The sequence below is a fragment of the Agrobacterium tumefaciens str. B6 genome, from assembly GCF_001541315.1.
In the GTDB taxonomy this organism is placed as follows: Bacteria; Pseudomonadota; Alphaproteobacteria; order Rhizobiales; family Rhizobiaceae; genus Agrobacterium; species Agrobacterium radiobacter.
In genome coordinates this window covers 371,086-385,487 of the sequence record NZ_LMVK01000001.1, presented here as the reverse complement: position 1 = coordinate 385,487, position 14,402 = coordinate 371,086, and the positions used below count along the sequence as shown (strand labels likewise).

Sequence of the window (14,402 nt, the reverse complement as noted above, 5' to 3'; positions counted from 1 at the left end):
AAATTCTATCCACGATACTTAAGCGAACCACAAAAGAGCAAAACGGATGAAACTCGGCGACGGCGTTGAACAGGCCATTCACAGTGTAGGCATGCTGGCGGGACTTTCCGAAGGCGGCGTGCTTTCAGCGGCGGCGCTTGCGGAATTTCACGGCGTTTCCACGAGCTATCTCTTGAAACACCTGCAATCGCTGTCGAGCGCCGGAATAGTCGCCACCGTGCCGGGGCCGAAGGGCGGCTATCGTCTTGCCCGGACGACCGACAGGATTACGCTGCTCGATATCGTTCTTGCCGTGGAGGGGCCGCAGCCTGCCTTTCGCTGTGCGGAAATTCGCCAGCGGGGCCCCAACCCCTTGCCGGGACGTTATTTCACCAAGCCCTGCGGCATCAATGCCGCGATGCTGAAAGCGGAGAAGGCCTATCGGGCGGAACTCGCCAAAACCACCATCGCCGATATTCTGGGCGACCTTGCCGCCAATGACGACGGTGGCATTGCCGCACGCGGCTGTGCCTTTCTGGCGCTGAACGAGCGCAAGACGGCGGCGCGCTAAGACCCAAAAGAACCAATCACCCGAAATACCGGAAGCGTCACCGCTTTCCGGAACGATGACGCATACCCTTAAACAGACCCAACCAATGGAGAGAGACCCATGAAAACCCGTTTGAACTATGCCAAAGCATCCCCCGAAGCCTTCAAGGCCGTAATGGCGCTGGAAAATTACGTCCAGAGCAGCGGCCTCGAGCGCCGCTTCGTTCACCTCATCAAGCTGCGCGCCTCGATTATCAACGGCTGCGCCTTCTGTGTAGACATGCATGTGAAGGAAAGCCGTCATGACGGGCTTTCCGAACAATGGATCAACCTGATGAGCGTGTGGCGGGAATCCCCCGTTTATACTCAGCAGGAACGCGCGCTGCTCGGCTGGGTGGACGCGGTGACGAAGATTGCTGAAACCGGCGCTCCGGATGACGCCTTCGAGACGCTGAAGGCGCATTTCTCCGATGAGGACATCGTGAAGATCACCGTCGCCATCGGCGCGATCAACACCTGGAACCGCATCGCCGTCGGTTTCCGCTCGCAGCATCCGGTCGATGCGGCTGCGAAGGCGGCCTGACCTCTTAACCCCAGAACGGGCGGCCGCTACATGGCGATGTAGCGGTCGTTCCTGTGATTGATGGCAAGCGTGAGGTTCATGACCAACGCGCCAAGGATGGAGCAGAGGATGACGAAAGGTGTGGCCACGAAGAACGAGCAGGCCAGCACCATGCCGTCAAAAGCGAGCTGCACGAGGCCCGCGCGCCAGCCGAAACGATCCTGCAGATAAAGCGCCAAGATGCCGAAACCGCCGAGGCTGGTGCGATGGCGAAACAGCGCCAGCATGCCGGCCGCAACCGTCAGCCCGCCAAAAAGCGCTGCGGCAACCGGATTGATACTCTGAAAGGCGAAAAAGCCGGGCATATATTCGGAAAGCAGCGCCGTCATCGCGATAGCGCAGAAGGTCTTGACCGTGAAGGCGAGGCCGAGCCGGCGGAAGGCGAGATAATAGAACGGCAGATTGGCAAGGAAAAACACCACGCCGAAGCTGAAGCCGGTGGAATAATGCGCCAGGAAGGCAAGCCCCACCACGCCGCCCGTCAAAAGGCCCGCGGACGAAAACAGCGTGACGCCCAGCGAAACCAGCATGCTGCCCGCCAGAACGCCCTGCGCGTCTTCCAGCAGCGAATGACGATCCGGCGCGGAGGCCCAAAGGTTCAGGCGCCTGCGCGCAGTCGTATCGTCCATGCCTTTTCCCCTGATTTTCAGGCCCTTGCCGAGCTATTGCACTCAAGCAGGACGGATTTCAAGCATGCTTATTCAGCGCACGACGATATATCTGTCCGAGCGGTGATTGATGGCCAGAAACATGTTGAGGACAAAAGCGCCGACAATCGAATAGGCGACCGTGGCCGGATCGATGACGAGGAAGGCGCAGAGCATCACGAAGGCGTCGAAGGCCAGCTGGATCAGACCGGCGCGGATGCCGAAACGATCCTGAATATAGATGGCGAGAATACCGATACCGCCCAAGCTGGCGCGGTGACGATAGAGCGCCAGCAATCCGTAGCCCAGAAGCAGACCGCCGAGCAGCGCCGCCCAGAGCGGATTGATGCTGTCAATCACCATCCAGCGCGCCTCCACTTCCGTCAGCACCGAAACAAGGCCGATAGCGATGAAGGTCTTGAAGGAAAAGGCAAGACCGAGACGGCGGAAGGACAGATAATAGAACGGCAGATTAACGACGAAGAACAGAAGGCCGAAGCTGATGCCGAAGGCATAATGAAGGAGGAAGGCGACGCCGGCGGTGCCGCCGGTCAGAAGGCCGACCTTGTTCAGGAGATAAAAGCCGAGCGCCGAGACGATGGCGCCGGTGACGATGCCCTGCACGTCTTCCACCGGCGCATGTCTGGCCGGATCGGAACTCCACATGCCGTAAACGCTTCTCGTTATGCTCACGCTTTTTTCCTCTGGTTCAGACATATTTTGCACTGCAAAAAACAGCTGATCAAGATGGATAAGTAAGCAAGACTGACCTATCGTGAAAAAGGCAAGAAACGGAATGTTCAGGCTTTAGCGCGGGCAAGAAAAAGAATGCCGGAAAGGGGTTTTCCGGCATCCTTGCGAATGGTGGTTTTGCGTATTTCGAGGAGGGAAAAGCCAGTCCGCTCAAGAAGGTCGGTCACATAGCTTTTGGAATGGGCGTAACGAAGGGATTCCCGCAGGATAAAACCGTCCTCATCCCCCGCATCCTCCACCGAGAAGGCAAAAAAGCCTGAAGGCCTGAGCAGGGCGGAAACAAGCGGCATGACGGCTTCGAGGCTGCCGAGATACATCATCACATCGGCGGCGGCGACGAGATCGGCGCGGTGCTCCGCCAGCGTCGTTGTGAACAGGCCGGAGGCCTCTGCTTCCAGCGAAAGATCGGCCTGACCCAGATAATCGTAAAGCCCCTTTTCCTCCGCCTTGGCCAGCATGTTCTGGGAAATATCGAAACCTTCAAGCCGTCTTGCAAGGGCGCGGATTTCGACACCGAGGAGACCCGTGCCGCAGCCGATATCGACAATGGTATCGAAGACGCCGCCATCCGCCACCTTGCCTATCAGTTCCGCCAGCTTTTGCGGCACGCTGTAGTCAAGCTTCTCCACAAGCGAGGTTTCGAAACGGTCGGCATAATCGTCGAACAGCCCTTCCACATAACGGCTCGGCGGCTGCTCGGGTGTTTCCGCGGCGCCGAGAACCGCGAGCTTCAGTTCGGCTGCAAACAGCCCTTCCGTATCCAGTTCGGCGACTTTCTCGTAAGCCGCCACGGCTTTTGCGGTCTCCCCCGCCTTTTCATGATATTCCCCGAAACGAAACCAGCCCGCCGTCCACCGTGGCGCAAGTTCAAGCGCCTGTTCCATGAGTTCGGCGGCGGCGGGATAGTCACCGCCCTCCGCCAACATGCGGGCATAGTCCGCCCGGCGGTCGGCAATGACGTCACCGGAAGAAAACTGGTTTGGGGCCATCAATTATTTCCTGAGAAGATGCCGGCTGTCATTTATCAAGCCATAAAAAAACTCAAGTCCTATTTCATGGCCCCTGCGTGGAATTGACGGATATGGCGCGATATAGTGCGCGAAAACTTGCATCGAAGCGGTGCGCCCCATATGTCAGGATAAAACAGGAGACTTGCTGATGGCCGGTGAGGTCAACAAAATGCTGGGTGATACGGTGGCCCGCACCGTGGTGAAACTGCTCGTCGTTTCATTGCTCGTCGGCTTTCTGATGGCGATCTTCGGATTGACTCCGTGGAACATCATCTATGGCGCGCGCGATTTCGTGGTCGACCTGTGGCGCAGCGGTTTCCACGCGCTCGGCGCAATCGGCGACTATCTGATCCTTGGCGCAACGATCGTCATTCCCGTTTTCATCATCCTGCGCCTCCTGAGCTATCGCCGCTGACATGACCGATTCCACGTTTCAAACGCTTTCACGGCGCGGCTTCGTGCTGCTTTCCGCTGGTTCCGTTCTTTCCGCCTGCGTTTCCATGCCCACCAACAAGGGCATGCCATCGGGCACCCGCGACGAAACGGCGGCGGCACTTCCCATGGTCAATGACCTGCGCCGCACGAAGGGGCTTTCCCCGCTTTCCATCAATGGTCCAGCAAGCGGTGCTGCCGCCTATCAGGCCGGCCGCATGGTCAAGGCGCAGAAGATGGCGCATCTGATCGGCCTGACCGACAGTTTCCTTATCCGCATGAAGGACGGCAATGTCCCGCTTCCGGCGGCGGAAAACGTGGCTGCAGGGCAAGACAGTGTCGAGCGGGTGGTGAAGGCCTGGATCGGCTCCAAACACCATCTCGAAAATATGCTCGGGCCCTATAATGGTCTCGGCGTCGCGGTGGCCTATGACGCCGCCAGCCGCAACCGACCCTATTGGGCCATGGTGCTCTGCGCCTGAGAATGGGCGGAGACTAGGGTACCCCCGCGCCCTCATGCCTGCGCTCGTCACAGGAATCCAGTCGAAGCGCGTCTGCGCGGCGGAGAGACTTCTTTCAGCCCAAGGACTTGGGCTGGCTGGATTCCTGTGACAAGCACAGGGATGAGGGTAGAGAAACCCCACCCAGGTCGTACTCAACCGAGCTTACGGTCGGCCCAGCGATCCACCGCGCTGTCGCGCAGTTCACGGATCGACTCCACGCCCTCGCGGGCGACCAGCTTCGACAGTCCCTTGACGATGGCCGATGGCAGGCCGGGACCTTCATAGACCATGCAGGAATAAAGCTGCACGAGATCGGCCCCTGCCCTCACCTTTTCCAGCGCCGTTTCCGCGGAGGAAATACCGCCAACGCCGATAATCGGCAGATTGGCGCCGACGCGACGGCGCATCTTGGCGAGAACCGTGGTGGAAAGCTCGAATAGCGGCTTGCCGGACAGGCCGCCGGCCTCGCCCTTATGCGGACCGGGGCGCAGGCCTTCGCGGGAGAGCGTGGTGTTGGAGACAATCAGTCCGTCGAGATCATGGGCCAGCGCCTCTTCGGCAACATCATCCAGCCCCTCTTCGGTCAGATCGGGCGCGATCTTGAGGAAGACCGGAATGCGTTTGCCGAAACGTTCGGCTTCCGCCTTGCGGCGTTCCAGCACCGCCGTGAGAAGGGCGGCAAGGCTTTCGCGCGCCTGCAGGTCGCGCAGACCGGGCGTATTGGGCGAGGAAATATTGACGGTGAAATAGGACGCAACCGAATAAAAGGCCTCGATGCCCTGCACATAATCGGCGATGCGATCTTCGCTATCCTTGTTGGCGCCGATATTGACGCCGACAATGCCGCGCAGACGCGCCTGCTTCAGACGCTCCAGCGCAGCGGCATGACCTTCATTGTTGAAGCCGAGGCGGTTGATGACACCTTCATCTTCGACCAGGCGGAAGATGCGCGGCTTGGGATTGCCGGATTGCGCCTTCGGCGTGACGGTGCCGATTTCGGTGAAGCCGAAACCGAGCCGGAGAAGCGGCCCCGGCACTTCCGCATTCTTGTCGTAACCCGCCGCCATGCCGAGCGGATTGGGGAACACGAGACCCGCCACGGTCTGCTGCAGACGCGGATCGTGCGGCACCATGCAGGTGGGCAGAAAGCCGCTTTTCAACGCCGCGATGGACAGGCCATGCGCCTTTTCCGGATCGACGAGAAACAAACCCTTGCGGCCGACAGAGGAAAATAATCCGCTCATCACAAAATCTCCGGAAACTGGTGCTGGCCGTCGTGGCCGAGTGAAAGCGGCGTTTCCCAAAGCACGGCGGTCAAGGGAAGAGACGCGTAGAGATGCGGGAAAAGATCGCCGCCTCTGGAGGGTTCATAGACCAGCTTGTCGCCAAGGGCCGCGCCATCGACTGCAATCAGAAACAGATCGACCTGGCCGGAAAAATGCCGTGCGGCGGTCTCGGTCACCTGTTTTGCCGTTGAAAAATGAATGAAACCATCGGTCAGATCGATGGCTGCGCCTTCGAAGACGCCCTTCGCCCTGGCCGCACTCCACAACGTCTCCGGCACGATTTTATAGATGATCGCGGGCGTTTCCTGCATGGGGCTCTCCAAGGCTTTCCAGCACTTTCCTGTCCGGGCGGTTTGCCGCAAAGCATGGCAATTGTCCACAGTTTCCACGGCATTTTTATTACGGAAGCCCTGAAAGACCGCCTGTCCACAAGCTTTTCCTTGTAATGCGGGAGCGATTGGCGCAACCTTTGGCAAAGGAGCCGGAAGCGTTCGACCGCCGGCAAATGGGAGTGCGCCAGTACCCAAAAAAGAACCGCATAACGCCCTTGGGAGGGGGCCAGAATGTCGGAACTTGTCATTATCATAGCAGATGACCACCCGCTTTTTCGCGGCGCCCTGAAACAGGCCGTATCCGGCCTCGACGGGCGGCAGACCATTGTTGAAGCCGGAGATTTCGAGGCTGCCCGAAGTGCGGCCGCAGCGCGCAACGACGCCGATCTCATGCTGCTCGACCTCGCCATGCCGGGGGTCAGCGGATTTTCAGGCCTGATGGCCCTGAGGGCGGAATTTTCCAGCCTGCCGATCGTCATCGTTTCGGCAACGGACGATGCGACCACGGTTCGCCGGTCCATCGAACTTGGCGCTTCCGGTTTCATTTCCAAGTCCTCTGGTATCGATGATATCAGAGACGGCATCCGCGCGGTTCTGGAGGGCGATGTCTGGATACCGGCAGGTCATCAGGGCGATAAGGAACAGGATCCTGACGTGGCCGATCTCATCGGCCGGCTCAGAACACTGACGCCGCAGCAAAGCCGGGTTCTGGGCATGCTGGCCGAAGGGTTGCTGAACAAGCAGATCGCCTATGAGCTCAATGTTTCCGAAGCCACCATCAAGGCGCATGTCTCCGCGATCCTGCTGAAGCTCAAGGTCGACAGCCGCACGCAGGCGGTGATCCAGCTGGCCAAGATAAATACGTCGGCCATGGTGGCGTAGAGCAAGGATTTTATTCCTTTCCTTGCTTTACTCCTGACCGGATATGGTCTAGATTCCGGTCAATATACGACAGGAGCTTTCCGCTATCGGCTCCACTTGCGGGCTTTCTATCATGCTTTCACACGAGACGATCTGGAGCGCCATCGATACGCTTGCTAAACGCCATCAGCTGACGCCTTCGGCATTGGCGAAGCGCGCCGGTCTCGATCCCACCTCGTTCAACAAATCGAAACGTTTCGGGCCGGATGGCCGCAAACGCTGGCCTTCGACGGAATCCGTCTCCAAGGTGCTGGAAGCGACGGGGGCAAGCGTCGACCAGTTTTTCGGTTATGCTTTCGGCAGGGCGCAGACGATGCAGCCTTCGGGCGCGGACAACGCCATTCCCCTGCTCGGTTTCGCCCAGGCAGGCTCCGGCGGCTTTTTCGATGATGGCGGTTTTCCGGCCGGTCAGGGCTGGGATGTGGTAGAATTCCCCTCCTCTCCCGAGCGCAAACAGGGCGTCTATGCGCTGGAAGTACAGGGCGAGAGCATGATGCCGCTTTACCGTGACGGCGACATCCTCATCGTGGAGCCGGGCGCACAGGTGCGGCGCGGTGACCGCGTGGTGCTGAAAAGCCGCGACGGCGAAGTGATGGCCAAGGTGCTGGCGCGGCAAAGCCCCAAGAACATCGAGCTTCTTTCGCTCAACCCGGAACATCCCAACCGCAGCTTCGACATGGCCGATGTGGAGTGGATTGCCCGCATCATCTGGGCCAGCCAGTAGCCCGCAATTGCGGACACGGGCCTGCCGTTTCAGCCGTTGCAGCTCGGGAAACGCGCCGAGAATTTCCTCTACAGGCCGAGCGCCGTTGCCGCGGCATCGACCGTCATGATCTTCGCACCACCGGATACCGCCCTGCGGACGAGGCTCTGAAATCTGTCTTCAGGACAACCGTAAAAGCTTGGTGTGCGCGAAACATCATGGGTGAAGATGATGAGCCAGCCGCCTTTTTGCAAAACATCTTCCAGCCAGTGGTCGGCGGCGTCGAGGTAGTTCTGATCCGCACGCAACTCGACTGCGGCAAGATTATACGGGTCGACGCTGCCCCTGTTGATGCCAGGCATGATGCCGCGCGCAGTCCTGAACCGGCGCCGCAGCAGCGGCTGCATGACCGGTGAGGCCATGCCGAAGGGAACGGAGAAATTACGCCCGTGGCGGCCTCCATCGAATGATCCGAGCACGGTGTCATTACGATCGAGGTCCGCCTCGAGCCCCCGTCGTGAAATGCTCGAAAGTTTGCGATGGGAAAAGGTGTGGCAGGCAAGTTCATGGCCGGCCGCTGCCAGTTCCGAACAGCCTTTCGTGGAAATCATCTGCTGTTGTTCATCGTATTTGTCGATGAACACGCCGGCGATATAAAACGTCCCGCAGACGCCCTCGTTTTCCAGAATGCGTGCACCCGCCGTCCAGGCACTTGCCGGCACATCGTCGAATGTGAAGGACACGATCGGTTCGGATGTTTCGATCCGCGCCGCCGGTCCCGGAAAATAGCGCACCAGCCGGTTATTGATCCGGTCTGCAAAAGTCCCGATTTTTTGCGTCATACAAAGCCCCCCGGCCTGTCTGCAAATTACTGCCCCTGTTCAAGTATGTCGTAAGCCTGATGCCTCAAACAATAGATTGCGATCAGCAGAGAAGACCAGATAGGCCCGGTTCCGGTAAAGAAATTACTCTCAAGACACGAAGAAAGTAACGCATACACCCAAATTCGCGCAAAAAGTCGGGTCAGGCCCGGATCCGTACCCTTGTCCACCGCAGTGCGGAAATCGTTCGCGGGGATGATGACCAGCCAGATGACGGTGAGAATGAAGGCCGGCAAGCCGCCATTCAGCAGGCTTTCGATATAGCCATTATGGGCATGGAAGGCTGTAACGGCCCAGGTGCCAGCTATATCGGCCTGCGACAGGAGCCGGTCGCTCGCCCAGAATGCCTGGAACCCCGGCCCGAAGATCGGCGATTGCGCAAAAGTGTCGAAGGACAGCCGCCATATGTCCGTGCGGCCGGTGAAGGTGGAATCGATGCCCAGGCTTTCGACAAAATTCTGTATGCTCGGGAAATAAGTGGAGCCAACCGCGGATATGTTGATGAAGGCGAGAAGACCGCCGATCATCAACAGCGTGCGGTGGGCATGCCTTTCCATGACCCAGATCAGCGCCAAGGTGACCGGCAAAAGCATGGCCGCGGTTTTTCCATTGGTCTTCCACAGGAAGAAACCGGCCAGCAGCGTGATGGCGATGCCGCCCAGCGTCGACCAGGCGTTACGCAGGTAAAGCCCGATCATGAAAAGAATGATCATGGCCGGAGCGGCGGCGTTCTTGTGGTTGAAAATGCCGCGCCAGTCTCCCGCGAGCGCTTTCTCATCGAGATCATAGGGCTGATGGATCGAGCGCGAGCTGAGGAAGATCACCCCCAGATAGCACAGCGCCAGGAGAATGATGGCGAAAATGGCCATCATCCGGTCGAACTGCCGCCGGTCGCGCGGCATGACGACGAGAACGCTGGTGATGAAGCACAGGAGCGCCGTGAAGACCAGACGTTGCAGCGACGTGCCGGGCTGGGTTCCAACCACGGAGCATATCGCCAGCCAGAAGAACAGCAGCAGAATGGGCAGTCGCGGCCGCAGCAGAAGCCCCGTCAGGCGGTGGCGCAGCGCAAAAACGCCGAGGATCAATGCGATCACGAGGCCGGTCAGCTGGTTTGCGGCGGCGTGCGGCACCGGCGGCGCTGCCAGATTTTCGAAAGGGGCGACGGAAATCCAGATATAGAGCATGGTGGCGACGAAAAAAATCGCGTCGCGCCGGCCGCCGGCAAGTGATATGGCGCTGCCCTGTGCAGAAATGGGCTGCGTATCAGCCAAACGCGGCATGGTCGCCTGCACCTGATATGGATGATCGGATCATTGGCCTGCCTCGTGACGAACAACGAAACCCTTCTGAAAGAGGGCCATGTCCAAATAACCATAAACAGTCATTATCGTCATTATTATGCAATTGCTTTAACCCTCTCTTACCTCAAGAGGGATAAGACAGGATAAACTGCCATTCATTCGGGTCGCGGACCTTCACATTATTGGCCGGTTGCGGCTTTTTCAGTTCGCCAGATTTTAAAAACAGCGCAGTCATTTTTGAATCCCCCCGGCAATGCCGGAAAACATGGAGAATGAGGTGTCGTTCAATACGCCGCGGCTCGGCCATCTAGTCAGACTGGGATTGACCTACATGGCGTCAGGCGGAGCGCTCCTCATGTCCAGCGCCGCCCAGCTTTTGACCTTCGCGTTGCTTGCCCGCCATCTCGGTGTCGAACAATTCGCGCTTTACGCCTCCATCACGGCCGTCACCAATCTCGGTGTCCAGATTTGCGGTATCGGTTCGCAGGAATCGCTGATCCGCCGCGTCGCGCAGGATCGCAGCATGTTTCCCGTCATGCTCGGCCACAGCTATCTCCTGAGCGCCGCGACAGGCGTGGTGCTGACAATCATCGGCATGGTGACGATCCCGGTATTTTTCCCGACCTCGGAAACCCTGCTGCACACGCTGATCACCACCTTCCTGATCCTGTTCACCAACCTCGTCCTCCTGAAAGTCATCTCGCTTTCCACGCAGAGCTTCATCGCCCATTCCGACTTCGCCTCCGCCAACAAGCTGGAAGTGATGTTTGCCGTCGCCCGCACCATTGCCGCAGTGGTCGCCTGCCTCATCTTCAAGGTGGAAACCGTGGAGGCCTGGGCACTGTGGAACCTCGCAGCCCACACGATTGCGGCCATGATTTCGGTGAAGGCGATCGCGAGACTCGGCCGCCCGGTGTTCCGCATCGTGCGCGAGGAAATCCGCATCGGCATCCTGTTCTCCACCCAGTTCCTGTTCAAGGCCGTGCGCGGCAATGCCGATATTCTCGTTCTCGGCGCCATTGCCAGCGCCGAGGTGCTGGGCAGTTATTCCATCGCCCGGCGCATTCTCGACAGTTCCTATCTCTCCGTCGAGGCCCTCAACCGGCTGATCTATCCGGGTTCGGCCTCCGCCGCCCTGCAGGGCATCACCAAGACCATAGAACGCGCCTATAATGTGCTGAAGGCTGCACTTTTCATCGCGACCGGCAGTGCGCTCGTCATTTTCATCATCGCACCCTTCCTGCCGCTTTTGTTCGGCGATGAATATGTCTCGCTGCCCGTCATCACCCGCGTGCTTTGCTGGGCGGTTCTGCCCATGGCCGTTGCCGCCACCGCGCTTGAGGCGCTGGGCGCATCCGGACGGCAGGATATTCGCGCGAAGATCTGGAACAGCGGCAATCTCATCGGCTCCGTCGTCGTCGCCTTCTTCACCTGGTCCTTCAGCATTTCGGGAACGATCGGCAGCTATTTCATGGTGGAAACCGCCATCGCCGCCGCCGTGTGGATCGCGCTGCTGCGCCTGCGCCGAAACGAAGAGGTTTTCGCGCCGGCCAAATAAGAGCTGGCGTCAGAACCGATCTGGTGGCCGGCTCTCTCTAATAGAGCCCGTAAGGGAAATAACGCCGGTATATTTCTTCCAGCCGGCCGTTGCGGGAAAGGGCCGCCAGCGCCTGATCGAAAGCCGGAACAAGCACGTTGTCGGGATCGACGGTCATGATGGACAGGCCTTCGCCGAGAAACCTGTCGGACATATAGGGACCACCGAAGAGCGCGCAGCAGCCTTCGGACGCGCTTCCCGAAACCCAGAAAGGCAGGCGCAGACCGTCGGCGAGGATGGCGTCCACCTTGCCTTTCTTCAACGCGTCATACATGGGTTCATAGCCCTCGAAACCCTCGGCCGCGGCCTTTGGAAAGAAAGCTTTCAGCATCTGTTCGTGCCGAGAACCGGCAACCACACCCACCTTCTTTCCAGAAAGCGCATCAGCGCCGGAGCCGGTGAATTTCGCCGCCTTGTTCACCGCAAGACGGGCAGGCATCAACAGATAGGGCCGCGAGAAAGTGAAACTCTTGCGCAGATCGGCAGTGGTGGCGAGGCCGGAAATGACCGCTTCGCCCTCCCCCATTTCAAGCGCCGCCTCCAGCTCGTCAAACGGCAGCGCCTGCACCTGGCATTTGCTTTCGACCTTCAACTGGGCGCAGATTTCACGCACCAGATCGACATGGAAACCTGCAAGCCGGCCTTCCTGATCGGTAAAATTGAACGGCGGAAAATCGACCGACATCAGAAATCTGATGCGGGGAACTGAAGAAAGGTCGCCGCCCGGAAATCGCTCCTGCGCATCGAACAACACCGGCATCCGGTTTCCGTCCGACAATCCCTCCGCACGAACTTCACCAATAAAACCAGTCAATTGTAAAGCGAGAGCTAAAGTAAAACCGATACCTATATTCCGCGTTACATTCGTCATTCTCATCTATACTATCCGTGACAGAAAGTGGGGCGGCACCATGACGGCGGCGGCGATGCATGGATTATTTTAGGCAATATACACGAGATTCGTTTTGTACGACGCCGGCGACACGAAAAATTGCATTTTCCCGTACCAGCGATGATCCGCTTTGGGCCGCTTCCGAACAGGACCAGGCCGAACAAGCCCGCTTTCTCTCTTCGCTGGGATTTGGCAAGCCCTATATCGAGGCATTCGAACAGCGGGCGCTGGAAAATGGCTCGACTGTAGAAGACGAATTGCTGGCAAGCAGTCTCGTAACGGCGGATGCCTATTTCAGCGCTTTCGCCAGATTGCTGCGGTTGCCATTTCTTCCGGAAATAAGCCCGGGCCGGGTGGTGGACCTGAACCGACTGGACACTCAACTTGCCGAACCAAGGTTGCTGCGGCTGACACCGCTACACGGCACGCCGACGCTGCTGATCGTGCCGGAACTGGCGCGGATGGCGTCTCTGAAAAACATGCTGGATCAGCGCCCGCGTCTTCTCGACGAATTTGCCGTAACCACACCGCAAGCCATGCGCAACGCAATCTGGAAAGCGGGCGAGGCCCGCCGCCTGGCGGAAACCCAGCAGCGGCTTTTCAATACGGCGCCACACCATTCCGCCAGGATCACGCTGCACGGCCAGCAGGGTTTCTGCAGTGGCGTTCTCGTTACCCTGCTCATTCTATCGCTGCTGTTTTATACGGAAGCGGCATTTGCCTATCTGCATGTTACCCTGACGCTTCTTTACCTCTTTACCCTGCTTTTCAGGCTGTTCGCCCTCGTCCATGCACCCACGGAAAACGGTGCTGTCTCGCTTCCTCGGCAGGAAAACGAACCGCCTGTCTATACCGTTCTGGTGGCGCTTTATCGAGAAGAGGCCGTCGTCGGGCAGCTCATCGGCGCATTGGAACGTCTGGACTGGCCCAGATCCCGACTGGACATCAAGCTTGTCTGCGAGGCTGACGACGACGCAACGATCGAGGCGATCCGGCGGATAAACCCCGGCCCACATATAGAGGTTGTCAGGGTGCCGCCTTCCCTGCCGCGCACGAAACCCAAAGCCCTCACCTATGCGCTTTCCGGCGCGCGCGGCGCATTCGTTGTGGTCTATGATGCCGAGGACCGGCCCCATCCGCAGCAATTGCGTGAAGCCTATACCGCCTTCCGCAATGAGCCAGACGAGGTGGCCTGCCTGCAGGCGCCGCTTATCATCAGCAATGCCTCTTCCTCCTGGCTCAGCGCCTGTTTCGCCTTGGAATATTCCGGTCTCTTCCGCTGCATGTTACCTGTGCTATCCACACACGGCTTGCCGCTGCCGCTTGGCGGCACCTCCAATCATTTCCGGACCGCCGTGCTGCGGCGGGCCGGCGCCTGGGATCCCTATAATGTAACCGAGGACGCCGATCTCGGACTCAGGCTGCATCGGCTCGGTTATCGTTGCGGCGTCATCCGGCGACAGACGCTGGAGGACGCGCCGACCTCGCTGCCCGTGTGGCTGAACCAGCGAACACGCTGGTACAAGGGTTGGCTGCAAAGCTGGCTGGTGATGACCCGTGCGCCTTTTACGACCGCGCGCGACATGGGATGGTTTGCCTATATGGTTTTTCAGCTGCTGATCGGCGGCATGCTTCTGTCGTCGCTTGCCCATCCCCTGCTCTTCGTTTCCCTGGCATTCATGATTATCGCCATCCGGGAAAACGGTGCTGATCTGCTACTCACCTGGCAAGGTCTGCTGTTTTTTATCGATGTGCTGAATATCGCCGGGAGCTACACGATCTTCGTGCTGATGGGTCGAAGCAGAATGATCGCCTATGAAAGACGACATGTCGGAAGGCGATGGCTGGCGATGCCCGCATATTGGCTGATGTTATCAGTCGCGGCCTGGCGGGCCGTGGTGGAGCTCAAAACCAAACCCTTCACATGGAACAAGACACCACACGCGCCGGTCGTCAAAAAAACCGACTGACCCGGCATTTTCGAAAACAGT

At 58.9% G+C, this 14,402-nt stretch carries 16 protein-coding genes; 8 read left to right on the top strand and 8 right to left on the bottom strand.

Features of this window, described 5'->3' with window-relative positions; genetic code table 11:
• Positions 1-46 precede the first annotated feature (46 nt).
• Positions 47-550: an RrF2 family transcriptional regulator gene (locus ASB65_RS01900; protein WP_060722873.1), complete on the top strand. Its 504-nt coding sequence runs from the start codon at positions 47-49 to the stop codon at positions 548-550.
• Between the two features lie 99 nt (positions 551-649).
• Positions 650-1,111, top strand: coding sequence for a carboxymuconolactone decarboxylase family protein (locus ASB65_RS01895; protein WP_060722872.1), 462 nt, complete (start codon positions 650-652; stop codon positions 1,109-1,111).
• A 26-nt stretch (positions 1,112-1,137) separates the two neighbouring features.
• Here the strand turns inward: ASB65_RS01895 and ASB65_RS01890 are convergent, their stop codons facing one another.
• The 3 genes from ASB65_RS01890 to ASB65_RS01880 form a co-directional block, all read right to left on the bottom strand.
• Complete coding sequence (locus ASB65_RS01890; RefSeq protein WP_020010974.1) at positions 1,138-1,779, bottom strand: YitT family protein; 642 nt, start codon at positions 1,777-1,779, stop codon at positions 1,138-1,140.
• A 72-nt stretch (positions 1,780-1,851) separates the two neighbouring features.
• The gene (locus ASB65_RS01885; RefSeq protein ID WP_003503514.1) at positions 1,852-2,463 is read right to left on the bottom strand and encodes a YitT family protein; all 612 of its coding nucleotides are present in this window, start codon (positions 2,461-2,463) and stop codon (positions 1,852-1,854) included.
• A gap of 134 nt (positions 2,464-2,597) precedes the next feature.
• Positions 2,598-3,539 (bottom strand): class I SAM-dependent DNA methyltransferase, encoded by a 942-nt coding sequence (locus tag ASB65_RS01880; RefSeq protein ID WP_060722871.1) that lies wholly within the window; start codon positions 3,537-3,539, stop codon positions 2,598-2,600.
• 169 nt (positions 3,540-3,708) lie between these two features.
• On the opposite strand from ASB65_RS01880, the gene ASB65_RS01875 reads away from it, so the two are divergent.
• Together ASB65_RS01875 and ASB65_RS01870 are read left to right on the top strand one after the other, a co-directional pair.
• Positions 3,709-3,975 carry a DUF6460 domain-containing protein gene (locus ASB65_RS01875; protein ID WP_003493739.1) on the top strand — a complete coding sequence of 89 codons (267 nt, stop codon included), beginning with the start codon at positions 3,709-3,711 and terminating at the stop codon, positions 3,973-3,975.
• 1 nt (position 3,976) lies between these two features.
• Positions 3,977-4,474, top strand: a complete 498-nt coding sequence (locus ASB65_RS01870; RefSeq protein WP_003503518.1) for a CAP domain-containing protein — start codon at positions 3,977-3,979, stop codon at positions 4,472-4,474.
• A 173-nt stretch (positions 4,475-4,647) separates the two neighbouring features.
• Here ASB65_RS01870 and ASB65_RS01865 read toward each other — a convergent pair whose 3' ends face one another.
• Together ASB65_RS01865 and ASB65_RS01860 are read right to left on the bottom strand one after the other, a co-directional pair.
• Positions 4,648-5,739, bottom strand: a complete 1,092-nt coding sequence (locus ASB65_RS01865; protein ID WP_060722870.1) for a quinone-dependent dihydroorotate dehydrogenase — start codon at positions 5,737-5,739, stop codon at positions 4,648-4,650.
• Complete coding sequence (locus tag ASB65_RS01860) at positions 5,739-6,092, bottom strand: DUF952 domain-containing protein (RefSeq protein WP_060722869.1); 354 nt, start codon at positions 6,090-6,092, stop codon at positions 5,739-5,741. The genes ASB65_RS01865 and ASB65_RS01860 overlap by 1 nt, the downstream gene beginning before the upstream one ends.
• Before the next feature lie 252 nt (positions 6,093-6,344).
• On the opposite strand from ASB65_RS01860, the gene ASB65_RS01855 reads away from it, so the two are divergent.
• Positions 6,345-6,995 carry a response regulator gene (locus ASB65_RS01855; protein WP_060722868.1) on the top strand — a complete coding sequence of 217 codons (651 nt, stop codon included), beginning with the start codon at positions 6,345-6,347 and terminating at the stop codon, positions 6,993-6,995.
• 112 nt (positions 6,996-7,107) lie between these two features.
• Positions 7,108-7,758 (top strand): S24 family peptidase, encoded by a 651-nt coding sequence (locus tag ASB65_RS01850; protein WP_003503527.1) that lies wholly within the window; start codon positions 7,108-7,110, stop codon positions 7,756-7,758.
• Between the two features lie 68 nt (positions 7,759-7,826).
• Here ASB65_RS01850 and ASB65_RS01845 read toward each other — a convergent pair whose 3' ends face one another.
• The gene (locus ASB65_RS01845; protein WP_060722867.1) at positions 7,827-8,579 is read right to left on the bottom strand and encodes a polysaccharide deacetylase family protein; all 753 of its coding nucleotides are present in this window, start codon (positions 8,577-8,579) and stop codon (positions 7,827-7,829) included.
• Between the two features lie 26 nt (positions 8,580-8,605).
• Positions 8,606-9,901 carry a Wzy-type polysaccharide biosynthesis protein UppY gene (uppY, locus tag ASB65_RS01840; RefSeq protein WP_060722866.1) on the bottom strand — a complete coding sequence of 432 codons (1,296 nt, stop codon included), beginning with the start codon at positions 9,899-9,901 and terminating at the stop codon, positions 8,606-8,608.
• Between the two features lie 286 nt (positions 9,902-10,187).
• Between uppY and uppX the strand changes: the two genes are divergently transcribed.
• Positions 10,188-11,480 (top strand): Wzx-type polysaccharide biosynthesis protein UppX, encoded by a 1,293-nt coding sequence (gene uppX, locus ASB65_RS01835; RefSeq protein WP_060722865.1) that lies wholly within the window; start codon positions 10,188-10,190, stop codon positions 11,478-11,480.
• 37 nt (positions 11,481-11,517) lie between these two features.
• Here the strand turns inward: uppX and ASB65_RS01830 are convergent, their stop codons facing one another.
• Entirely contained in the window at positions 11,518-12,279 is a 762-nt protein-coding gene (locus ASB65_RS01830; RefSeq protein WP_060722864.1) for a transporter substrate-binding domain-containing protein, read from the bottom strand.
• A gap of 170 nt (positions 12,280-12,449) precedes the next feature.
• On the opposite strand from ASB65_RS01830, the gene ASB65_RS01825 reads away from it, so the two are divergent.
• Positions 12,450-14,381: a glycosyltransferase family 2 protein gene (locus ASB65_RS01825; protein ID WP_060722863.1), complete on the top strand. Its 1,932-nt coding sequence runs from the start codon at positions 12,450-12,452 to the stop codon at positions 14,379-14,381.
• Positions 14,382-14,402 lie beyond the last annotated feature (21 nt).